This window comes from Candidatus Methylomirabilota bacterium (assembly GCA_003104975.1).
Lineage (GTDB): Bacteria > Methylomirabilota > Methylomirabilia > Methylomirabilales > Methylomirabilaceae > Methylomirabilis.
Genome location: PQAM01000006.1, coordinates 70,840 through 91,676, shown reverse-complemented (window position 1 = coordinate 91,676; position 20,837 = coordinate 70,840). Strand labels below are relative to the sequence as shown.

Annotated in this window: 22 protein-coding genes; all 22 read left to right on the top strand. The window is 60.5% G+C overall.

The genetic code is table 11. From position 1 onward, the window contains the following. Nucleotides 1–95: 95 nt before the first annotated feature. The 22 genes from C3F12_03020 (at nt 96) to C3F12_02915 (ending at nt 20,834) form a co-directional block, all read left to right on the top strand. Complete coding sequence (locus C3F12_03020; GenBank protein PWB47934.1) at nt 96–863, top strand: octanoyltransferase; 768 nt, start codon at nt 96–98, stop codon at nt 861–863. A 253-nt stretch (nt 864–1,116) separates the two neighbouring features. Continuing rightward, nucleotides 1,117–1,665 (top strand): CDP-diacylglycerol--glycerol-3-phosphate 3-phosphatidyltransferase, encoded by a 549-nt coding sequence (gene pgsA / locus C3F12_03015; protein ID PWB48000.1) that lies wholly within the window; start codon nt 1,117–1,119, stop codon nt 1,663–1,665. A gap of 35 nt (nt 1,666–1,700) precedes the next feature. Next, entirely contained in the window at nt 1,701–2,333 is a 633-nt protein-coding gene (gene plsY / locus C3F12_03010; GenBank protein ID PWB47933.1) for an acyl-phosphate glycerol 3-phosphate acyltransferase, read from the top strand. A 137-nt stretch (nt 2,334–2,470) separates the two neighbouring features. After that, complete coding sequence (locus C3F12_03005; protein ID PWB47932.1) at nt 2,471–3,709, top strand: aspartate kinase; 1,239 nt, start codon at nt 2,471–2,473, stop codon at nt 3,707–3,709. After that, a complete protein-coding gene (locus tag C3F12_03000) occupies nt 3,706–4,110 on the top strand; it encodes a hypothetical protein (protein ID PWB47931.1) in 405 nt (134 codons plus the stop codon). Before C3F12_03005 ends, C3F12_03000 begins: the two co-directional genes overlap by 4 nt. A 3-nt stretch (nt 4,111–4,113) precedes the next feature. Beyond that, the gene (locus tag C3F12_02995; GenBank protein ID PWB47930.1) at nt 4,114–4,851 is read left to right on the top strand and encodes a hypothetical protein; all 738 of its coding nucleotides are present in this window, start codon (nt 4,114–4,116) and stop codon (nt 4,849–4,851) included. Then, on the top strand, nt 4,835–5,428 hold the full coding sequence (gene scpB, locus C3F12_02990; protein PWB47929.1) for an SMC-Scp complex subunit ScpB: 594 nt from the start codon (nt 4,835–4,837) through the stop codon (nt 5,426–5,428). Before C3F12_02995 ends, scpB begins: the two co-directional genes overlap by 17 nt. Continuing rightward, nucleotides 5,409–6,413, top strand: coding sequence for a pseudouridine synthase (locus C3F12_02985; GenBank protein ID PWB47999.1), 1,005 nt, complete (start codon nt 5,409–5,411; stop codon nt 6,411–6,413). Before scpB ends, C3F12_02985 begins: the two co-directional genes overlap by 20 nt. Beyond that, nucleotides 6,410–7,486 carry a prephenate dehydratase gene (locus C3F12_02980; GenBank protein PWB47928.1) on the top strand — a complete coding sequence of 359 codons (1,077 nt, stop codon included), beginning with the start codon at nt 6,410–6,412 and terminating at the stop codon, nt 7,484–7,486. Before C3F12_02985 ends, C3F12_02980 begins: the two co-directional genes overlap by 4 nt. A 7-nt stretch (nt 7,487–7,493) precedes the next feature. Continuing rightward, the gene (locus C3F12_02975) at nt 7,494–8,612 is read left to right on the top strand and encodes a histidinol-phosphate transaminase (GenBank protein ID PWB47927.1); all 1,119 of its coding nucleotides are present in this window, start codon (nt 7,494–7,496) and stop codon (nt 8,610–8,612) included. Beyond that, a complete protein-coding gene (gene aroF / locus C3F12_02970; protein ID PWB47926.1) occupies nt 8,609–9,622 on the top strand; it encodes a 3-deoxy-7-phosphoheptulonate synthase in 1,014 nt (337 codons plus the stop codon). The genes C3F12_02975 and aroF overlap by 4 nt, the downstream gene beginning before the upstream one ends. Beyond that, the gene (locus C3F12_02965) at nt 9,622–10,563 is read left to right on the top strand and encodes a prephenate dehydrogenase/arogenate dehydrogenase family protein (protein PWB47925.1); all 942 of its coding nucleotides are present in this window, start codon (nt 9,622–9,624) and stop codon (nt 10,561–10,563) included. Before aroF ends, C3F12_02965 begins: the two co-directional genes overlap by 1 nt. Continuing rightward, nucleotides 10,529–11,704, top strand: coding sequence for a GTPase HflX (gene hflX, locus C3F12_02960; GenBank protein PWB47924.1), 1,176 nt, complete (start codon nt 10,529–10,531; stop codon nt 11,702–11,704). Before C3F12_02965 ends, hflX begins: the two co-directional genes overlap by 35 nt. A gap of 30 nt (nt 11,705–11,734) precedes the next feature. Beyond that, nucleotides 11,735–12,265, top strand: a complete 531-nt coding sequence (pgsA, locus tag C3F12_02955; protein PWB47923.1) for a CDP-diacylglycerol--glycerol-3-phosphate 3-phosphatidyltransferase — start codon at nt 11,735–11,737, stop codon at nt 12,263–12,265. A 63-nt stretch (nt 12,266–12,328) separates the two neighbouring features. Next, entirely contained in the window at nt 12,329–14,287 is a 1,959-nt protein-coding gene (locus tag C3F12_02950; GenBank protein PWB47922.1) for an AMP-dependent synthetase, read from the top strand. A gap of 3 nt (nt 14,288–14,290) precedes the next feature. Next, nucleotides 14,291–15,619, top strand: coding sequence for a ribosome biogenesis GTPase Der (locus C3F12_02945; protein ID PWB47921.1), 1,329 nt, complete (start codon nt 14,291–14,293; stop codon nt 15,617–15,619). Between the two features lie 153 nt (nt 15,620–15,772). Further along, entirely contained in the window at nt 15,773–16,042 is a 270-nt protein-coding gene (locus C3F12_02940) for a hypothetical protein (GenBank protein PWB47920.1), read from the top strand. Between the two features lie 9 nt (nt 16,043–16,051). Beyond that, nucleotides 16,052–16,321 carry a DUF2442 domain-containing protein gene (locus C3F12_02935; protein PWB47919.1) on the top strand — a complete coding sequence of 90 codons (270 nt, stop codon included), beginning with the start codon at nt 16,052–16,054 and terminating at the stop codon, nt 16,319–16,321. A gap of 71 nt (nt 16,322–16,392) precedes the next feature. Next, a complete protein-coding gene (locus tag C3F12_02930; GenBank protein PWB47918.1) occupies nt 16,393–16,515 on the top strand; it encodes a hypothetical protein in 123 nt (40 codons plus the stop codon). A gap of 326 nt (nt 16,516–16,841) precedes the next feature. After that, nucleotides 16,842–18,422 carry a DNA methyltransferase gene (locus C3F12_02925; GenBank protein PWB47917.1) on the top strand — a complete coding sequence of 527 codons (1,581 nt, stop codon included), beginning with the start codon at nt 16,842–16,844 and terminating at the stop codon, nt 18,420–18,422. Continuing rightward, nucleotides 18,419–19,528: a DUF1016 domain-containing protein gene (locus tag C3F12_02920; GenBank protein PWB47916.1), complete on the top strand. Its 1,110-nt coding sequence runs from the start codon at nt 18,419–18,421 to the stop codon at nt 19,526–19,528. The genes C3F12_02925 and C3F12_02920 overlap by 4 nt, the downstream gene beginning before the upstream one ends. Beyond that, nucleotides 19,506–20,834 (top strand): hypothetical protein, encoded by a 1,329-nt coding sequence (locus tag C3F12_02915; protein ID PWB47915.1) that lies wholly within the window; start codon nt 19,506–19,508, stop codon nt 20,832–20,834. Before C3F12_02920 ends, C3F12_02915 begins: the two co-directional genes overlap by 23 nt. Nucleotides 20,835–20,837 lie beyond the last annotated feature (3 nt).

Below are 20,837 nucleotides of genomic sequence, written 5' to 3'. Positions count from 1 at the left end.
CAGACGGAGAATTGGCCCCCTCTGGACACCACGCGCGGGGCCGGAGCGCGAGGCGCTACACCCGATCTCTTCGAGCTATAGGCCGACTTCTCAGGATGGATGCGTGCGCCGGACCTCTGAACATGGGGATCGACGAGGCGATGGCGGCGCTGTGTTCTGACGGTACGACGCTGCGCCTTTACACCTGGGACGCGCCGACCCTGTCCATCGGCTATGCCCAACGAAGCGGCGATATCGATCTCTGGGCGTGTCGCGCCGCCGGGGTATCCGTGGTACGCCGTCCTACAGGGGGTCGCGCAGTACTGCACCGATACGATCTGACGTATAGTCTGATTGTACCCCTGCGTCCGCCTTGGGCTGAGATCTCGGTAGCCGAAAGTTATCGCGTGATCAACCGGTGCCTCCGTCGCGGCCTTGAGAGGGTAGGCGTCGATGTCAGGTCGGCCGGTCGTCACCGACAGACGGGGGGACCGTTGACCCCGTTTTGTTTCTCGGCGACGTCACCGGATGGGCTGCTGGCAGATAACAAAAAGATTATCGGTTCGGCCCAACGCCGATTTCCCGCAGCGCTTCTTCAACAGGGGAGCGTCCTCCTGGATTTTCACCCCGACGATCTTCTTCAGTGCCTGCGCCCGGACCACCGGTCCACAGCAGCAGGTGCGCTCAAGACGATCGGTTCGCTGCGTGAGGTACTGGGGCGGCTGCCCGGCCGTCCGGAGGTGGAGACGGCAATCCGGCTTGGGTTCGCGGAGGAGATGGGGGTCGAATTTGTAGAAGGCGAGCTCGAACGCCATGAGGTCGAGTTGGCCGCGGAACTGGCGGCTGCCCGCTACGGCTCGGCGGACTGGACGTTTCGCCGCTGATGGCGCATGGGTTCGACCTTGACAGTATCCTTCAGCCTTTGGTACGGTACCGTTGTCGAAATCGGACGCGGGGGCCGGCGCATGTGACCGACCGGAGGAACGACTGACGAATATGAACAGGTGGCGACCATGGCGAAGATGATGGCGCCGCTTATATCCGCATCGCGGGAAAAGAAAAGTGATCGACCACGGCAGGACCGATCAAGAAAAGTCGATGCAACTGAGCAGAGATCTGAAGAGATCACGAGTCTACATGAATCTGCCCAATAAGCTCACGATCGGCAGAATCTTCCTTGTTCCCTTTGTCATTGTGTTCCTGGTTGTGGGGGAGAAGGTCCCCAACTATACGGCGGGGGCCATTTTTCTGGCGGCGGTACTGACCGATTGGCTGGACGGTCGAATTGCTCGTACCACCCGACAGATCACAACGCTGGGGAAATTGCTCGACCCGATCGCGGATAAGCTGCTCATTTCGACGGCACTCATCGCGTTGGTAGAAATCGGTCGCGCGCCGGCCTGGATGGTCGTGCTGATTGTCGGTCGTGAGTTGGCGATCAGCGGGCTCAGGATGGTCGCCGCCTCGCAAGGCATCATTATTCATGCGAGCGAATTCGGAAAGTATAAGATGCTGGCCGAAGTGGCGGCGGTGACCTTTCTGATTCTCGATTGGCCCTCGCAGTGGAATTTCCTGGGGACCCCGTCACTGGGCTTTGTATGCCTGTGGGCGGCGATTGTATTAAGTGTCGCATCGGGCATAGACTATTTCCTGAAGTTCTGGAAGGTAATCGATCTGAGTCGATAGCCCCTTAGCCTGGTGATTGTGCTGTCCGGAGGGTGATGAGCGGAAGCGTGTGGCTGATCCCGTTGGGATACCTTGCGGGTTCCATCCCATTCGGTTTGTTGATCGCCAGGGCGATGACAGGAGTCGATGTCCGGAAGGCCGGAAGCGGTAACATCGGCGCGACCAATGTCCTCCGGGTCGTAGGCTCGAGGGCCGGTGCGTTGACACTCGCGCTGGATGCGATCAAGGGATGGGCGCCGGTGGCGTTGAGTCAATCGTTGGGGTCGCCGGAGTTGCTCGTTGCAGCGGTCGGGCTGGCGGCGTTTCTGGGCCATCTCTACCCGCTCTTTCTGGGTTTCCGGGGCGGGAAAGGGGTCGCGACCGCCCTGGGGGTGCTGGCGGCGCTGTTTGCGAAGATCGCGTTACTGATTGTAGGGGTCTGGTTGGCGGTGGCCGCGCTCTTTCGCTATTCGTCGCTTGCGGCGCTTGTCGCCACCGGGACGGCGCCTTTTCTTGTCTGGATGTTTGACGGCCGCCCGCCCTATGTGGTGCTGACGATCATGATCTGCGGATTCATCCTGATCCGACACCGGGACAACTTCTCGCGCTTACTGGCGGGGCAAGAGGGAAAGATCGGAAAAAAGCCGGAGAGAGCGGATCTGCCGCGGCACGATCGGCTTGCCTCCTAGTCCTTAATTACATTAACACCCGTACGTCATTCCCGCAGTCCCCAAGCGGGAATCCATTGATTGTACTGGATACCCGCTTTCGCGGATATGACGGCTTAGGTGCGCTAACTTTCGCACGTAAGTACTAGGAGCCAGATATGCCTCTTATCGTTCAGAAATACGGCGGGAGTTCTGTTGCGGATGTCGAGCGGATCAAGAATGTGGCCCGCCGTGTGGTGGAGACGAAGGTTCAGGGGAACGATCTTGTTGTGGTGGTGTCGGCCATGGCCGGCGAGACGGACCGCCTGTTGGGCCTGGCCGCCAACATCTCCGATCGGCCGAATGAACGGGAGCTCGATGTTATCGTGGCGACCGGCGAACAGATCTCGATCGGGTTACTATCGCTGGCTATACAGCAGCAGGGTTACAAGGCGCGCTCTTTTACCGGGGCCCAGGTCAGGATTCAGACCGATACCGCTCATACGAAGGCGAAGATCATCAGCGTTGAGGTCGACCGGGCCCAACAGGCGCTCCGCGAGGGGGCCGTCGTTATCGTCGCCGGATTCCAAGGGGTCACGGCGGAGGAGGACGTCACGACGCTGGGTCGCGGCGGGTCTGACCTGACGGCGGTTGCCATGGCGGCGGCCCTGAAGGCCGACCTCTGCGAGATTTATACCGACGTGGAAGGGGTCTACACGGCCGATCCGAATATTGTCCCGGAGGCCAGGAAGCTCGCAAAGATCTCTTATGACGAAATGCTCGAACTGGCCAGTCTGGGGGCCAAGGTGCTTCAGGCCCGGTCGGTGGAGTATGCCAAGAATTATGCCGTACCGGTTCACGTCCGTTCCAGTTTCAATACGAATCAGGGGACGTTGGTCGTCCAGGAGGATGCGGAGATGGAGAGGGTAGTCGTCTCGGGGATCGCCTGCGACAGGAACGAGGCGAAGATCACCGTACTGCGCGTAGCGGATCGGCCCGGGATTGCCGCTAAACTGTTCGGCCAGGTGGCGGAGGCCAACATTGTGGTCGATATGATCGTCCAGAACATCAGCCAGGACGGGACGACCGATATCTCGTTCACGGTCCCCAAGTCGGACTTCTCGAAGGCGATGTCGCTCGTAAACGGGGTGGCCAAGGAGATCGGGGCCCAGCAGGTGATCGGTGACGACCGAATCGCCAAGGTCTCGATTGTCGGGGTCGGGATGCGGACGCACTCCGGCGTGGCCGCACGGATGTTTGAGACCCTCTCACGCGAGAACATCAATATCATGATGATCAGTACCTCCGAGATCAAGGTCTCATGTGTGATCGACGCCAAGTATGGAGAGCTGGCCGTCCGGATTCTCCATGAGGCCTTCGGCCTCGCCGAGCGCAACCTGGTCGAGGAGCGCGTGTGAACGGGATGTACGCCAGGCGCGAGGCGGTCGCCGCCGGTCTTCTCGGCATCGCGATTGCCGCGGTGATATGGGGTCCGGTCATCCTGCGTCCGTTTTATGCCTCGCATACCGTCGATCTGAGTGCACTCCGCCTCCCCGAGGATCGGCCTGCGGCGCAACCGCGCCCGTCGGGGCCCCATCACAGCGGCGCGAAGGCCGCACCGACCAGTCGGGTAGACGTCAACCATGCAGGCTCCGCCGCGCTGCAGACCCTGCCGGGGATTGGTCCGACGTTGGCCGGTCGGATTATCACCCATCGGAAGGCCTACGGCCCGTTCGCGAATGCCCGCGAACTGCTGGAGGTCGACGGGATCGGTCCGAAGCGCCTTGACAAGATCACACCCTGGATCGAGGTCCGTTGAGCGATGAGTTATCGCGTTCACCTGGAGATGTTTGAGGGTCCGCTGGATCTCTTGCTCTATCTGATTCAGGTTAACGAGATCGATATCTACGACATTCCTATCGCGAAGATTACGCAGGAGTATCTGGGATGCCTGGCGGAGATGAAGGAGCTGGACCTGGAGGTGGCAGGCGAGTTTCTGGTGCTGGCGGCGACGTTGATTCATATCAAGTCGAAAATGCTGATCCCGGCCGAGGAGTCGGAAGAAGAGGGAGCGCCGGCGCAAGACCCGCGACAGGAGTTGGTGGAACGTCTCCTCGAATATAAGCGATTCAAGGATGCGGCCATGACGTTTGAGGCGTTGGAGGCGAGTCAGTCGCGTCTCTATACGAGACCGGCCGATCCGGCCGTTCCGGCGGCCGACGGCCCACTGGACATCAGTCTCTCTGCGTTGCTGCGCGCATTCATGACGGTGATACAGCGGGCGCCGGAGGCAAAGACGGGGGAAATTACCCCGGAGATGATCAACGTGGGCGAGCGGATGATGGCGCTACTGGATCGGCTGGCACGTGAGAGTCCGGTGTCGTTCATGGCCCTCTTCGAGGGAGTGACGACGCGTCTGCAAATGATTGCTACCTTCCTCGGACTGCTTGAGATGCTGCGTCGTGGCCTGGTCCGAGCCCGGCAGGCCGATCCTGCAGGTGAGATTACGATCTATCGAATCGTGGAAACGGCGGTGGGAAACGATGGATACGCAGCCTGATCTGAGCCGACTCGGTATCCTCGAGGCGTTGTTGTTTGTCGCCGAGGAGCCGCTTTCGCTGGAGCGGATCGTGGAACTGCTTGATGGCTGCTCCAGGGCGGAGGCACACGGTCTGCTTGCCGAGTTGCAGGACAGATGTCGGCAATCCGAGCGAGGGATGATCGTCAGCGAGGTGGCCGGCGGCTATCGCCTGACCACCAAATCCGAGGCGGCGCCGTGGATCCAGCGGCTCCGAGGGTCCAAACCAACCAGACTCTCCAGGGCCGCGCTGGAGACACTTGCGCTCATTGCCTATAAGCAACCGATTACCAAGGCGGAGATTGAGGCGATCCGCGGCGTTGCAGTCGACGGCGTCTTGAAGACGTTGGTGGAGCGTGACCTGGTCCGTATACTCGGACGGAAGCCAGAGGTGGGCCGACCGATCCTGTATGGGACAAGCCGGGCCTTTCTGGAGTACTTCGGATTCAGGGACCTGTCCGAGTTGCCGACGCTAAAGGAGATCGAGGTGTTGGCCCCGACGACAGCAGGGAAGGAGGTTGCCGACGAGCCGATTGCTGATATCGAAAAGACCGGGTAGGCCATCCAGGCCGACGACCCCGACGGGACAGACAGACGGTGGTGAGGAACGGCTGCAACGCTATCTGGCGCGAGGCGGGCTTGGGTCTCGCCGAAGCTGTGAAACGCTGATCCTGGAGGGGAGGGTGCGCGTCAATGGTCGGATTGCCGCCCAACTTGGGACCAAGGTGACCTCGGGCGTCGATAAGGTGACGTGCGACGGCAAACCGGTGACGCCGGCGCCCGGTCATCTTTATCTGATGCTGCACAAACCGGCCGGCGTGCTGACGTCGTTATCCGACCCGCGCGAGCGGCCGGTCATCGGCGACCTGCTGCCGGCACGGGGCCTGCCGCGGCTGTTTCCTGTCGGGCGCCTTGACTATCACACCGAAGGACTTGTGCTGCTGACGAATGACGGGGCGCTGGCGCACGGGCTGATGCACCCCAGCTTCGAGATCGAAAAGGAGTATCTCGCCAAGGTGCGCGGGTGCCCAACGCTCGACGATCTGGTCAGGTTGAAGGCGGGGGTGATATCGGACGGCGAGCGGCTGTGGGCGACTGAGGCCGAGATGGTACGATCTGGGGCCGGGTCCGCATGGCTGAAACTGGTCGTCCACCAGGGACGGTATCATGAGATCCGGCGGCTGTGCGACGGCATCGGACACCCGGTGGTGCGACTTCGGCGGGTCCGCATTGGCCCGTTAGTGTTGGGAAAATTGGCGAAGGGATGCTGGCGGCGCCTTACCCCTGTGGAGCTTGCCGGTATCCGTCGCGCGGTCAGACGGGGCACTGTCCCATCCACCAGTCCTCCGCAAAAAGGTACGAACGTGCGTGGCGCCTTACCCTCCGCCGCCCCACGGGTACGCTCCGGAACCGGACAGAACGCAATACGTAAGCCACGCCCCGTTCAGGGTGGAAGGGCGCCGGCTAGTGGAGGCCTCCGAAACGCTACGAGCAGGCCTCAGCGTGGAGGGAGTGCGCGCCGTCAAGAACGGAGAACCCGATGAAGATCACAACGTTGCGGCGTAAGATCGATCAGATCGACTCGAAGATCCTGTCGCTGCTGGGCGACCGGGCCGAGCTGGTGGTCCAGGTCGGCCGGGAAAAGGCCAAGGCCAATCTGAACGTCCACGTTCCCCAGCGCGAGGAAGAGATCGTGACCCGTCTGATGCGACAAAACAGGGGTCGCTTTCCCGCTCATGCCATCAGATCGGTCTTTCGCGAGATCATCTCGGCCTGCCGCGCCGTACAGGGCCCGCTGAGGCTGGCCTATCTGGGTCCGGAGGGGACCTTTACCCATCTGGCCTGCACGCGGCGGTTCGGCGGCTCGGCCCGCTCTGTGCCGGTTCACACGATCGGCGAGGTGTTTGCCGAGGTGGAGAAGGGGAACGTCGAGTATGGGATCGTCCCGATCGAGAACTCCAGCGAAGGTGTCGTCAGCCACACCCTGGATATGTTTGTAGACTCCGATCTTAAGATCTGCGGAGAGATCCTCCTGGGGGTCTCTCATAGCCTCTTATCAAAATCGGGCGATCTCAGAAAGGTCACAAAGGTCTACTCGCACCCCCACGCATTCGCCCAGTCCCGAAAGTGGTTAGAGGCGAATCTGCCGCGCGTCCCGCTCTTTGAGGCGGCGAGCACCGCGGCGGCTGCCAAACTTGTGGCAAAGGACAGGACGGCGGCGGCTATCGCGAGTGAACTGGCGGCTACACTGTACAACCTTCAGGTGATTTCTAGGAAGATCGAGGATACCCCTTATAATATCACACGATTTTTAATCATTGGACGAACGGTACCTCCACCGACCGACCATGATAAGACCTCTCTGATGTTCTCGATCAAGGACAGGGTCGGCGCCCTCTATCGTATCCTGGAGCCGTTCGCGAAGTATCAGATCAACCTGACGAAGGTTGAGTCTCGTCCATCGAAGACCAAGGCATGGGAGTATATCTTCTATTTGGATATCGAGGGACACGTTGCGGATGAGCCTGTGCGGGAGGCGCTTGGCCTCCTGCAGGAGGAGTGCCTCTTCCTGAAGGTCCTAGGGTCCTATCCCAGAGAAAGCTCTATCGAAACCTGAGAAGATAATGGCTAAGTCACTGGAAGAGCTGGCGTCTCCCTATCTACACGGGCTCATGCCGTACGTCCCTGGAAAGCCGATTCCGGAGGTGGAGCGGGAGCTTGGGATCGCAGGGGCGATCAAGCTTGCGTCGAATGAGAACCCGCTCGGTCCCTCGCCGCTGGCACTGCGCGCCTTGCGCGAGGCGCTGTCGGAATGCCACCGCTATCCCGATGGCGGCGGTTATTACCTGAAGCGGGCGTTGGCAAAGCGTCTCACGCTGAGCCCGGACCATGTGATCCTGGGCAACGGCTGCAATGAACTGCTTGATCTGACGGCGCGATGCTTTCTGTTGCCCGGCGATGAGGTGGTCATTGCCGATCCGGCGTTCGTGATCTACGGGATGCTGTCGCATCTGCATGGGTGCAGGACGGTTCGCATCCCCTTGAAGGCATGGACCCACGACCTGGAGGCAATGGCAAGGGCGGTTACATCCAGGACCAAGATGGTCTTTATCGGCAACCCGAACAATCCGACCGGGACGGCGGTGAGGCCGACGGAGCTGACCGCATTCATGGATGCGATTCCGGAGGAGGTCGTAGTCGTCATCGACGAGGCGTATATCGAGTATATCTCACCAGAGATGGTGCCTGATTCCCTCAGCTTTGTCCGGCAGGGACGTTCGGTAGTTGTGCTGCGGACCTTTTCAAAAATCTATGGTCTGGCAGGGCTCCGGGTTGGATATGGAATGGCACCGCCGCCGATGATCGAGCTCCTTGAACGGATCCGCGCGCCGTTTAACGTGAATGCCCTGGCGCAGTGCGCTGCACTGGCCGCCCTCGATGACAAGGCCCATCTGAGCAGCAGTCGAGCGTTGAATGAGCAGGGTAAGGCGTACATATCGAACGAGCTTCAACGCCTGGGGCTGGGGTGTCCGCCGTCAGCAGCCAATTTTCTGCTGATCGATCTCAGGCAGGACGGTCAGGCAGTGGCGGATGCGCTGCTCCGCATGGGTGTCATCGTGCGCCCCTTGGGGGGCGCCATCTTAAAGACCCACATCCGTGTGACCATCGGGACACCACCGGAGAACGAGCGGTTCGTGGAGGCGCTGAGAACTGTACTTGGCAAGGAGCAGCAGTCAGCATGATCATCATTCTGAAACCGGAGGCGACGGAGGCGGAGATTGCCTTGGTCGTCAAGAAGATCGAAAGCTTCGGGCTGGCGGCCCATATCTCGAAGGGGACTGAGCGGACCATTGTCGGGGCGATCGGCGACGAGCGGGTCCTCCAGGAGGGGCCGCTCGAGGCCTTTCCCTTTGTGGAGGAGGTTCTGCCGATCCTGAAACCCTACAAGCTGGCGAGCCGCGAATTCAAGCCGGGGGGTTCCGTCGTGAATGTCGACGGGGTGCTGGTGGGCGGCCGGCAGGTGGTCGTCATGGCCGGTCCGTGTGCGGTCGAGAGTCGCGATGGTCTCCTTGAGATCGCGCAGTACGTCAAGGCCGGCGGAGGGCATATCCTCAGGGGCGGTGCCTACAAGCCGCGGACATCGCCGTACACCTTTCAGGGACTGGGTGAGGAAGGATTGGGTTTTCTCGCAGAGGCAAAGGCGGCAACCGGCCTGCCGATTGCTACCGAACTGATGGATACCCGGGACGCCGATGCGGTCTATCAATATGCCGACCTGATTCAGATCGGCGCGAGGAACATGCAGAACTTCAAGCTCCTGACGGAGGTCGGGTCGCGTCGAAAGCCGGTGCTTTTGAAGCGGGGCTCCAGCAACACCGTGAAGGAGCTGTTGCTGGCTGCCGAGTACATCCTGTCGGAGGGGAACTACAACGTTATTCTGTGCGAGCGGGGGATCAGGACCTTTGAGGATGCGACTCGCAACACCCTAGATCTGTCGGCTGTCCCACTCATCAAGCGGCTTTCGCACCTGCCGGTAGTGGTCGATCCGAGCCACGGGACGGGCAAGTGGCATCTGGTCTCCCCGATGGCCCTAGCGGCCGTCGCAGCCGGCGCCGACGGCGTCATGGTGGAGATTCACCCTCACCCTGAGGAGGCGCTGTCCGATGGCCCCCAAGCGCTTCTGCCCAGTACATTCGAGACACTGATGAATGAACTCCATAAAGTGGCTCAGGCCGTAGGACGGTCGCTGTGATGACGGACTCAAGACCGGAACCGGTCGAGGCTGCAGTTTCACCGTCACAACCGCTCGTGGGGCGGCTCGCCATTGTGGGCCTGGGCCTGATCGGTTCCAGTGTGGGATTGGCCTGTCGCGCTCGGAAACTCGCGAAAGAGATCCGAGGGGCGGATATTGTACCTGACCATCGCGCGCACGCCGTCGCGTTGGGGGTCGTTGATGCCGCCTTTGCGGATGCCGCCGATGCGGTCGAGGGGGCCGATATGGTCCTGCTTGCCGTACCGGTCGGCGCGATTACGCTCGTGCTGGAGCAGATCGTTCCGCATCTCGCGCCCGGCGCGGTGGTAACGGATGTGGGGAGCGTCAAGGGGGTCGTGGCTGAGGCCATGGAACGGCTGGTACCGGAGGGTCACGGGGTTCCGGGGCATCCCATCGCCGGTCGCGAGACATCGGGGCCGGGCGCGGCGTGTGCCGATCTGTTCGCCGGTGCGAAATGCATACTGACCCCGATCCATTCGACCGATCATGCGGCCCTTGCACGGGTACGCGCCCTCTGGAGGGCCATGGGTTCGGAGGCGCTGCAGATGCGTCCGGAGTGCCATGACGAGATCTTTGCGGCCATCAGTCATCTGCCCCACATCGTGGCGTATGCGTTGATAGGTGCTATACTCGATCTGGAGGGGGGCGAGAACCTGCAAGCACTGGCGGGAGGCGGATTGAGGGATGTTAGTCGAGTGGCGATGAGTCACCCGGTGATGTGGCGGGATATCTGTCTCGCCAACCGTGAGCCGATCCTGAAGATGATCGCTCACTTCCAGAGCGCCTTGGGCGATCTGGCGGCGATGATCAGCGCCGCAGATGGGGAAGGGCTGTATCAGCGGTTTGCGAGCGCGCGCGCCTGTCGGGAGCGCCTCGGAAACGGCAATGGAGGGAACGATCGCGAGCGTCGAGATCTATAAACCGAGCGAACGGGCGCTGTTGGTCGGGATTCATTGTCGGCGCAGCCCGCGCTGGGAGGCCGAGGATTCGCTGGAGGAACTCGCGCGTCTTGCGGAATCGGCTGGGGCTATGGTGATCGGGACCATCTTACAGGAACGCGATGCGCCGGACCCACGGTATCTGATCGGGAAGGGAAAGGCGCAGGAGATCAAGGCGGAGTGGGGCGGCAAGGTTGATCTGCTGGTGGTCGATGAGGAGTTGTCGGGCTCTCAGCAGCGAAGTCTTGAGGAACTGACCGGATGGAAAACGGTAGATCGGTCGTTACTGATCCTTGACATCTTCGCCCAGCGAGCCAGAAGCCGGGAAGGCAAACTGCAAGTGGAGCTGGCGCAGCTCGACTATCGTCTGCCTCGTCTGGTCGGGCGTAGGACTCAACTGTCGCGTTTGGGCGGCGGCATCGGGACGCGCGGACCCGGCGAGACCCAGTTGGAGACCGATCGGCGGACGATCCGCCGGCGTATGGGAAAGATTCGAGAGGATCTGGCCAAGGTCCGACGTCATCGGGCGCTGTTGAGGCGACCTCGAAAACGCCATGCCATCCCGATCGTGGCCTTGGTCGGTTACACCAACGCCGGGAAGTCGACGCTCTTCAATGCCCTGACGCACTCAGGCGTGCAGACAGATGATGCCCTCTTTGTGACCCTGGATCCGATCTTGCGGCGGGTGACCACGGCCGATGGTTTCACCTTTCTGCTCTCCGATACCGTCGGGTTCATCCGCCGCCTGCCTGAGCAATTAGTGGCGGCGTTCAAAGCGACCCTTGAGGAACTGGACGACGCCGATCTCCTGTTGCACACGATCGACGCGAGTCATCCCCAGGCGATGGAGCAGAAAGAGGCGGTCGATACGATCCTCAGGGAACTTGGCCTTTCGACGAAGCCGATTGTCGAGGTCTTCAACAAGGTCGATCTCTTGCCCGGCGGGACAACCGGATCGCTGATCCTCGGCAAGACCCCGGCGCCGCGGGTGGCGGTCTCTGCCGTAACCGGGCACGGGTTTGATCGATTGCTGCAGAGGGTCCGTGAGTCGCTCGCCGCTGTCGCCACACCGGCCGAGGCATACGCTCAGCTTTCCTATCCCGCCCTTCACGCACAAGGGTGATGACCCGTTTCCCCCGTTCGGAGCCCTTTGATGCTGAACCTCGCCAATAGCCTCACCATTCTCAGGATCTTGATGACCCCCATCATCGCGATCCTGTTAGTCTATAAGTATTGGCAGCTTGGTCTGGCGACCTTTCTCCTGGCAGGGGTCACCGATGTCCTGGATGGATTTATCGCCCGTTCGAGGGGCGAACGAACAGAGTTGGGGACGATCCTGGACCCCCTCGCCGATAAGCTGCTGCTTTCTGCCACCTTCGTCACACTCGTCTATCTGCACCAGATCCCCGGATGGCTGTTCATTATTGTTGTCAGCCGCGATCTGATCTTGATCGGCGGGTTTCTTGTCGTCTACCTCGTCACCGGAAAAACGACAGTGTCGGTATCCTGGATGGGTAAGCTCACGACCGGTCTGCAGGTCTCGACCGTTCTGGCGACACTCGTCGCGCGCGTCGCCGGCGGCGTCGAGGCTTATGTGCCGGCAATCATTTATCTCGCCGCAACAATCACCATCGTATCGGGGCTCGATTACGTCCGCCGAGGTGTGAAGGTGCTCAGCGAATGACGTGCGCAGCAGCAGGCGTTGTGATAGTGGGTCGAGATTATTTACAGGTATAGGAATTCTCTGATGACTCGCACATCCCAGGTGGCCTGGAGACCCGACCCGCTGATTATTGCGCAGGCCAACATCACCCGGTTCATGCGGGAGCACGGCATCGCCTCGTACGACGAGCTGATCCACAGATCCACCACCGAGATCGAGTGGTTTTGGGATGCACTGCCGCGCGCCCTCGGTATCGAATGGTTTACCCCCTACACCCGGGTGATGGACACCGCACCGGGGATTCCGTGGACAGAATGGTACGTCGGCGGGACGCTCAATATTACCCACAACTGCCTCGACCGCCATGCTGCAGGGATTGCGGCCGACCGGCTGGCCCTCATCGCCGAGACCGAGGACGGGGAGGTCACGCAGTGGACCTATCGCATGTTGGCGGAGCGCGTCAATCGTCTCGCCTCAGCCATGCGAGGTCTTAGAATCAGGCGGGGGGAGACGGTAGGGATCTACATGCCGATGCTTGCCGACGTCGTCACCATCCTGCTGGCCTGTCTGAAGATCGGGGCCGTCGCCATTCCGATCTTTTCAGGCTTCGCGCCACGAGCCGTGGCGGAGCGGCTGCGAGACGGCGGCGCCCGTCTGCTGTTTACGGCCGACTATGCGCTCAGACGGGGACGACGGGTCGAGTTGAAAGCGGCGGCGGATGAGGCCGCCGCCCTGACGCCGTCCGTCGAGCGCCTGGTGGTGTATCGCCGTTCAGGCGAGGCGATCCCGTGGACGAGTGAGCGAGACCTGGCCTGGGACGAGTTCCTGGACTCCGGTGCGCCGATCTGCGAGACGGAGGCGATGGCCTCGATGGAGCCGGCGATGCTCCTGTACACCTCTGGGACGACCGGGCGACCGAAAGGGACGGTCCACTCGCACGCCGGTGCCCTCATCCAGGTTGCGAAGGAGATCGGGTATCACTTTGACCTCAAGACCACCGATCGCTTGTTCTGGCTGACCGATATCGGCTGGATGATGGGACCCTGGATGATCATCGGGTGTCTGCACCATGGCGGAACTGTGGTGCTGTACGAAGGGGCGCCGGAATACCCGACACCGGACCGCCTGTGGCAGCTCGTGGACCGTCATCGAATTACGATGCTCGGTATCTCTCCTACCGTCATCCGTATGCTGATGCGGGAGGGTGTCGACTGGGTCAGGCGCGATGCCCTCTTGTCGCTGCGCATTCTTGGCTCCACGGGTGAGCCGTGGGATCCTGACTCGTGGTGGTGGTACTTTGAACAGATCGGCCAACGTCGCTGCCCGGTCATCAATATCTCGGGTGGCACAGACATTATCGGTTGCTTCCTGGCGCCGCTTATCATCAAGGATCTGAAACCCTGCTCGCTTCAGGGGCCGGGGCTCGGCATGGCGGTAGAGGTCTGGAACGAGGCGGGGCAGCCCGTGGTGGAGGAGGTGGGGTATCTGGTCGCAACAAGGCCGGCTCCCTCCATGACCCGCGGATTCTGGAAGGACCCCGACCGATACATCGAGGCCTACTGGTCGCGCTGGCCTAACGTCTGGAACCACGGCGACTGGGCCTATATCGATGCGGATGGCCACTGGTTCCTCCACGGTCGGGCCGATGACACGATCAAGGTTGCGGGACGGCGGATCGGTCCCGCCGAGATCGAGGGCGCGCTGATGGAGCATCCGGCCGTGGTCGAGGCCGCCGCCATCGGGGTGCCGGACCCGATCAAAGGAGAGGTCATCGTCTGCTTCGCCGTTCTGGGCCGCCAGGACGCGCCATCGATGGAGCTCAGCGAGGAACTCAAGCAGGTGGTGGTTGCTCACCTTGGGAAGGTCGACCGCCCGGAACAGGTGCTGTTTGTCGCAGACCTTCCAAAGACTCGGAGCGCCAAGATCATGCGCCGCCTCATTCGCGCCAGATATCTGGGATCGACCGATCTGGGCGACCTCTCCTCGTGCCAGAATCCGGAGGCGATCGGGGCTATCCCGCATCAAGACGTAATGGAGTCATAGTCAATGTCTCTGCCTATCGTAACAATTGTGGGTCGGCCCAATGTCGGGAAATCGACCCTCTTCAACCGACTGGTCGGCGAGCGAAAAGCGATCGTGCACGATCAACCGGGTGTAACCAGGGACCGGCTCTACGCGACCGTCGCATGGAGGGGCCGCACATTCACCCTCAGTGATACCGGGGGGTTGGAACCGGGCGCGGAAAGCGGCCTGGCGGCCCATGTGCTGGCTCAGGTCCGGCAGGCGGTCCAGGCGTCCGCCCTGGTCATCTTTGTGGTCGACGCCCGGGAGGGACTGACGCCGCTTGATGAAGAGATCGCCCGACTGCTTCGACACGATGTGCAGGCCCGCATCATCGTGGCGCCGAATAAGGTCGATCGGCCGTCGCACGAGGCGTTGGCCGCCGAATTCTTTCGGGTCGGATTCGAGCAGCTCTGTCCGGTCTCTGCCGAGCACGGCCTGGGTGTCGCGGAACTCTGCGACGTGATCGTCGAGGCGCTGCCGTCCGCAGAGGTGGCGCCTGAGCAGAAGGCCATCCGTGTGGCGGTGGTCGGGCGCCCCAATGTCGGCAAGTCCTCGCTGGTCAATCGGCTGCTGGGGCAGGAGCGCGTCATCGTGAGCGAGCAGCCCGGCACCACAAGAGATGCGATCGACACCCCGTTCACGTACAACGACACGCCATATATTCTTATCGACACGGCGGGACTCCGAGCTCGCAGCAAGGTTCAACAGCCGTTGGAGCGGTTCAGCGTGGTGCGGGCGCTCAAGGCCATTGAGCGGAGCGATGTCGCCCTGATCGTGGTGGACGCGAAAGACGGAATTACCGACCAGGATGCCAAGATCGCCGATTATGTGCAGGACACCGGCTGCGGCGCAATCCTGGTGGCAAACAAGTGGGACCTGATGCCGTCTGGCGCCGATGCCCGGCAACAGTTTACCCTGGAGGTCCGCGAACAGTTGCGCCATCTGGACTTTGCGCCGATCGCCTGCGTGTCGGCATTAACCGGCCTTCACGTACCCACACTGTTCCCCTTACTGAACAGCGTCGCGCAGGCGCGCATCCATCGGGTGCCGACCCCCCAACTCAACGAACTGATCGGCGAGGCGGTTGCCAAGTACCCCCCGCCTGCTCACGGCAAACGGCCGGTCCGGTTTCACTACGCCACGCAGGCCGCCAAGCCGCCCCCAACCTTCCTGCTGTTCGTCAGCGACCCGCGCGCCGTCCGCGTCCCCTACCGGCGGTATCTGGTCAACCAACTTCGCGCCGCCTACGGCTTTGTCGGCGCCCCCATCCGCCTGGTCCTGAAGCCCAAAGAAAGTAGGGCCGGTTCCTGAAGACTTGACAGTGTCCAGGAACGGCGGGACAATCTCGATATTCCGTGGAGCGCCTAAGGCGTTACAGGGCAACCAGCCTACTCACATCTGAAAGCGTTGTACCCATCAGTAGATGGACGACAACGGCTTGTGATCATGTAAGGGAGAAATGCCGTGCCAATTCTGGCCATGTTCTACGGCATCGTCATTCGCATGTATTTCTTTGATAACAAACAACATCACGTACCCCATTTGCACGCCGAGTACGCCGGAAATCTGGCTGTATTCAGCATTGACGATGGTGAGGTGTTGGCTGGAACGCTGCCGGCTGGAAAGGCTCGACTGGTGCAAGCATGGATCGAGATCCACCGCGAGGAACTGCTGGCTGACTGGCAATTGGCCGTGATCGGTGAAGAGGTGTTCAAGATTGAACCATTGAAATAGGAGGCGTCCATGAGTCCCTATATTAAGCACATCCGTCCGCTGGACGATTACCGGCTGGAGATATTGTTTGAAAACGGCGAGCTCCGGATGTTCGATGCGAAGCCGTATTTGCATCGCGGTATCTTCGTCCGTTTGCAAAATCGCGCTGTATTTCAAGCGGCACGGGTGGTTGCTGGATCGGTAGAATGGCCCGGTGGGTTAGATCTGAGCTACGACACGCTCTACCTGGAAAGTCAACCGGTTGCCGCGACAGCAAGCGTAGAAATGTTGCCTACATGATCGATCCTGACTAAGACCAACGATGCTGTGGTATTCATAGTCCTGCCTCGCAATACGTCGGGCCGCCTCGTATGACCCCATACGCGCGCTGTCCGGGTTCCCCCTACCGGCGCTATCTGGTCAACCAACTCCGCGCCGCCTACGGCTTCGTCGGCACACCCATCCGTCTGGTCCTGAAAGGCAAGTCTGAATAGGCGTAAGTATCCCCTATCGGGCCGGAGGGCGTGTATGGCCTGGCGGATCAACGCAGGATTGACTCAGGCCCCCCCGTAGCCGACAAAGGCTGATAATAGTGCAATGTGTGTCATGCTATTTTTCATTGCCAAGCAGCGAAACAGATTATACGATTGCCCATATTCATGAAATGGTCTAACCTCCCCCTTTTGAAAAGGGGGATTGAGGGGGATTTTCTGATCGTTCAAATCCCTCCGTGCTTCCTTTGCGAAAAAAGGAGACAAGCGATTGTATGCTCTGAGTAATATCCGCAAGAGCAATCAAACACTCAAAGGGTAAGTTGACGATGGCCAACGGTAAGAGCAACGACAAATCGCTCGAATCCTGGATCTGGGACGCCGCCTGTTCCATCCGCGGCGCCAAGGACGCGCCTAAATACAAAGAGTTCATCCTCCCGCTCATCTTTGCCAAACGCCTCTGCGATGTCTTCGATGACGAACTAAACCGCATCGCCCAGGAAGTCGGATCGCGGGCCAAGGCGTTCAAGCTCGTCAAGCACGACAAGAAACTCGTCCGCTTCTACCTCCCGCTGGAGCCGAAGAACCCCGACGACGCCGTCTGGTCTGTCATCCGCACGCTCTCGGACAAGATCGGCGAGCAGCTCACCACCTACCTCCGGGCCATCGCCGACGCCAATCCGCTGCTCAAGGGCATCATCGACCGCATTGATTTCAACGCCACCACCCACGGCCAGCGCGACATTGACGACGCCCGGCTGAGCAACCTCATCGAGTCCATCAGCGCCAAGCAGCTCGGGCTGACCGACGTTGAGGGCGACATCATCGGGCGCAGCTATGAATACCTCATCCGCAAGTTCGCGGAGGGCGGCGGGCAAAGCGCGGGCGAGTTCTACACCCCCGGCGAGGTGGGCGAGATCATGGCGCTCATCATGGACCCGCAGCCCGGCATGAGCGTGTACGATCCCACCTGCGGCTCCGCCGGCCTGCTCATCAAGTGTGAGCTGGCGCTGGACGCGAAAAAGCGCGCGTACCAACTCTCCTCTCCCTCTGGGGGTGAGAGTCGGCGCTATGCGCCGCTCAAGCTCTACGGCCAGGAACAGGAGCCGGGTACCTGGGCCATGGCCAACATGAACATGATCATCCACGACATGGAGGGCGAGATTCAGATCGGCGACACCTTCCGCAATCCCAAATTCCGTCAGGGTAATCGTCTTCAGACGTTCGATCGCGCCGTGGCCAATCCGATGTGGAACCAGACCGAGTTCAAAGAAAAGGACTACGACGCCGACGAACTCGACCGCTTCCCCAAGAGCGCGGGCTTCCCCGGCGGCAAGGCCGACTGGGGCTGGGTGCAACACATCCTCGCCAGCCTGAATCCGCAGGGTCGCGCCGCCGTGGTGCTCGACACCGGCGCCGCCTCGCGCGGCTCCGGCAATGCCAACACCAACAAGGAAAAAGATGTGCGCCGCTGGTTCGTGGAGCAGGACCTCATCGAGGGTGTTATCTATCTGCCGGAAAACCTCTTCTACAACACCACCGCCCCAGGTATCATCCTCGTGCTGAACCGGGCCAAGCCGAAGGAGCGAACGGAAAAGCTCTTCCTGCTCAACGCCAGCCGCGATTTCGCTAAGGGCGATCCGAAGAACTACATCCCCGCCGACGCCATCCACCGCATCGCCGACACCTTCACCGCATGGAAGGAAGTGGAGAAATACTCCCGCATCGTCGATCGCGAGGAGATTGCCAAGAACGATTTCAACATCTCGCCCAGCCGCTACATCCACACGGGCGAAGCCGACGAATACCGACCGATTGCGGAGATTGTGGAGGAACTGAATGCGCTGGATGATGAGGCCAAAGAGACAGACCGTACCTTAAAAGCGATACTTGCAAGGATAGGCGTATGACGAAAAGGAAGAAACCGGCCATAGTCCCGCGAACGACTGGCAATAAATCAGGGGTACCCATTCGGGACGCACTGCATCACGAATTCTATGAGTCCATCGCAGAAGTCCTCCGCACCTCCCGCGCCAAAGCATATCGGGCTGTCAACTTCACCATGGTCGAGGCCTATTGGAATATTGGCCGGATGATTGTCGAGGAGGAACAGCAGGGCAAGGAACGGGCGGAATACGGGGCATTTCTGATCCAAAATCTTGCTATCCGTTTGTCCAATGAGTTTGGGCGGGGTTTTTCGGAGCCAAGCCTGTGGAATATGCGCCAGTATTACCAGTGCTTTCCAATGCTCTCCGCACTGCGGAGAGAATTGACGTGGACCCACTATAAATTGCTCATACGGGTCGAAAACGAAGCCGCCCGCGCGTGGTACCTGAAGGAGGCTGCCGAACAGAGTTGGAGCACCCGCACGCTGGAACGGCAGATCAACTCCCTCTACTACGAACGCCTGTTGATAAGCCGAGACAAGGCGGCGGTCACCGAGGAAATGCAACAGAAGACCGGCGCGCTTGCCCCCACGCCACAGGACTTCATCAAAGACCCCTACGTCCTTGAGTTTCTCGGCATTCCGGGTTCGCATGAGTTCCGCGAATCTGAACTCGAACAGGCCATCATCGGCAAGCTCCAGGCCTTCATGCTCGAACTCGGCAAGGGCTTCGCCTTCGTCGCCCGGCAGCAGCGCATCAGCACCGAGACCAAGGACTTCTTCGTCGATCTGGTGTTCTACAACTACATCCTGAAATGCTTCGTCCTGATCGATCTGAAAATCGGCGAACTGACCCACCAGGACATCGGCCAGATGGACATGTACGTGCGCCTGTTCGAAGAGACAGTGAAGAGCGCGGACGACAACCCCACTGTCGGCATCATCCTCTGCACGGAGAAAGACCATACGGTAGTGAAGTATTCCGTGCTCAACGAGAGTCGCCAACTCTTTGCCTCGAAATACATGCTCTATCTGCCGACGGAGGAAGCGCTGCGTCAGGAGCTGGAGCGGGAACGGGCGCTGGTGGTGCGGGAACAGCAGGTGCAGTATGGGGTGGCTTTGCATGTCTGAAATGGATTCGGTCACCTCAACTGAACTCGGTGAACTTCCGGCGCACTGGCCAGTCCAGCGGTTCGATTCGCTCTTTGCCGTGCAGCAAGGGAAGCAGGTCTCCAGGACGAATCGCATCGGCGAAAACCAGCGACCGTTCCTTCGCACCAAGAATGTCTTTTGGGGTGCAGTAGACCTGTCGGACCTCGACGAGATGCACTTCACCGAGGCGGAGGAAAAGCGGCTAGCTCTGCACCCAGGCGACCTTCTGGTGTGCGAGGGCGGTGACATTGGGCGAACTGCCATCTGGAACGATACACTGCCTCGGTGCTACTACCAAAACCATCTCCATCGCGCCCGTCTCCGGGATAAAGGTGCTGCGGATTCCCAGTTCGCGCTCTATTGGCTCTGGTATGCGTTTGAGATTGGCAGCGTCTATTTCGGACGCGGCAACGTTACCACGATTCCCAACCTTTCGCAGTCCAAGCTCTGTGAACTTCCCCTGCCCGTTCCTCCGCTTCTTGAGCAGCGGAAGATCGCGGGGGTGTTGGGGGTGGTGCAGCGGGCGATGGAGCAGCAGGAGCGGCTGCTGGCGCTGACCGCCGAACTGAAAAAGGCGCTCCTGCACCAACTCTTCACCGCCGGCCTCCGCGGCGAACCCCAGAAAGAAACGGAAATCGGTCTTGTACCGGAGAGTTGGGAGGTCGGACCACTCGCCACTCTATTTTATACCCAACTTGGGAAGATGCTCTCCCAGAAGGCTCGCAAGGGAGGCGACCCGAAGCCTTACCTGAGGAATAAGAATGTCCAGTGGGGAGCCATCGACACCACCGACCTGCTTTCGATGGGCTTCAATGAACGTGAGCGCGGGAAATTTATTCTCGTTCCTGGCGATCTACTCATCTGTGAAGGCGGCGAGCCAGGACGTGCCGCCATTTGGCACGGGGACGTGAAAGAGTGCTATTACCAGAAAGCACTTCACCGCCTCCGCCCAAAATCCGAGAATGCCAGCAACGAGTTCCTCGCCTACTGGCTGGAGTTTGCCCTGCGTTATCAAGACCTCTACGGAGTCGCCGGAGCCAGTTCAACCATTGCCCACCTTCCTGAGGTTCAGCTCAAGATGCTACAGCTTCCACAGCCCAGCAGGGCCGAGCAAGATGAAATCGTTGAGTGCCTGAGCGCCGCGGACAAGAAGATGGTATTCCATCAAAGCAAATACGTAGCCCTCACCGCCCTCTTCCGCACCCTGCTGCATCAGTTGATGACGGCGCAGCTTCGGGTCCACGACCTCGACCTGCCTGAGCTGGAGCAACTCACCAGGGACTGATCC

Excerpts from the sequence above, each read along its gene's own strand:
- C3F12_02915 (PWB47915.1), top strand. The coding sequence starts at position 19,506 with ATGGGGTGGCTTTGCATGTCTGAAATGGATTCGGTCACCTCAACTGAA.
- C3F12_02975 (PWB47927.1), top strand. The coding sequence starts at position 7,494 with ATGGCTAAGTCACTGGAAGAGCTGGCGTCTCCCTATCTACACGGGCTC.
- C3F12_03020 (PWB47934.1), top strand. The coding sequence starts at position 96 with ATGGATGCGTGCGCCGGACCTCTGAACATGGGGATCGACGAGGCGATG.
- C3F12_03005 (PWB47932.1), top strand. The coding sequence starts at position 2,471 with ATGCCTCTTATCGTTCAGAAATACGGCGGGAGTTCTGTTGCGGATGTC.
- plsY (PWB47933.1), top strand. The coding sequence starts at position 1,701 with ATGAGCGGAAGCGTGTGGCTGATCCCGTTGGGATACCTTGCGGGTTCC.
- pgsA (PWB47923.1), top strand. The coding sequence starts at position 11,735 with ATGCTGAACCTCGCCAATAGCCTCACCATTCTCAGGATCTTGATGACC.
- C3F12_02950 (PWB47922.1), top strand. The coding sequence starts at position 12,329 with ATGACTCGCACATCCCAGGTGGCCTGGAGACCCGACCCGCTGATTATT.
- scpB (PWB47929.1), top strand. The coding sequence starts at position 4,835 with ATGGATACGCAGCCTGATCTGAGCCGACTCGGTATCCTCGAGGCGTTG.
- C3F12_02930 (PWB47918.1), top strand. The coding sequence starts at position 16,393 with ATGACCCCATACGCGCGCTGTCCGGGTTCCCCCTACCGGCGCTATCTG.
- C3F12_02945 (PWB47921.1), top strand. The coding sequence starts at position 14,291 with ATGTCTCTGCCTATCGTAACAATTGTGGGTCGGCCCAATGTCGGGAAA.
- C3F12_02935 (PWB47919.1), top strand. The coding sequence starts at position 16,052 with ATGAGTCCCTATATTAAGCACATCCGTCCGCTGGACGATTACCGGCTG.
- C3F12_02980 (PWB47928.1), top strand. The coding sequence starts at position 6,410 with ATGAAGATCACAACGTTGCGGCGTAAGATCGATCAGATCGACTCGAAG.
- C3F12_02965 (PWB47925.1), top strand. The coding sequence starts at position 9,622 with ATGACGGACTCAAGACCGGAACCGGTCGAGGCTGCAGTTTCACCGTCA.
- C3F12_02920 (PWB47916.1), top strand. The coding sequence starts at position 18,419 with ATGACGAAAAGGAAGAAACCGGCCATAGTCCCGCGAACGACTGGCAAT.
- C3F12_02995 (PWB47930.1), top strand. The coding sequence starts at position 4,114 with ATGAGTTATCGCGTTCACCTGGAGATGTTTGAGGGTCCGCTGGATCTC.
- aroF (PWB47926.1), top strand. The coding sequence starts at position 8,609 with ATGATCATCATTCTGAAACCGGAGGCGACGGAGGCGGAGATTGCCTTG.
- hflX (PWB47924.1), top strand. The coding sequence starts at position 10,529 with ATGGAGGGAACGATCGCGAGCGTCGAGATCTATAAACCGAGCGAACGG.
- C3F12_02925 (PWB47917.1), top strand. The coding sequence starts at position 16,842 with ATGGCCAACGGTAAGAGCAACGACAAATCGCTCGAATCCTGGATCTGG.
- pgsA (PWB48000.1), top strand. The coding sequence starts at position 1,117 with ATGAATCTGCCCAATAAGCTCACGATCGGCAGAATCTTCCTTGTTCCC.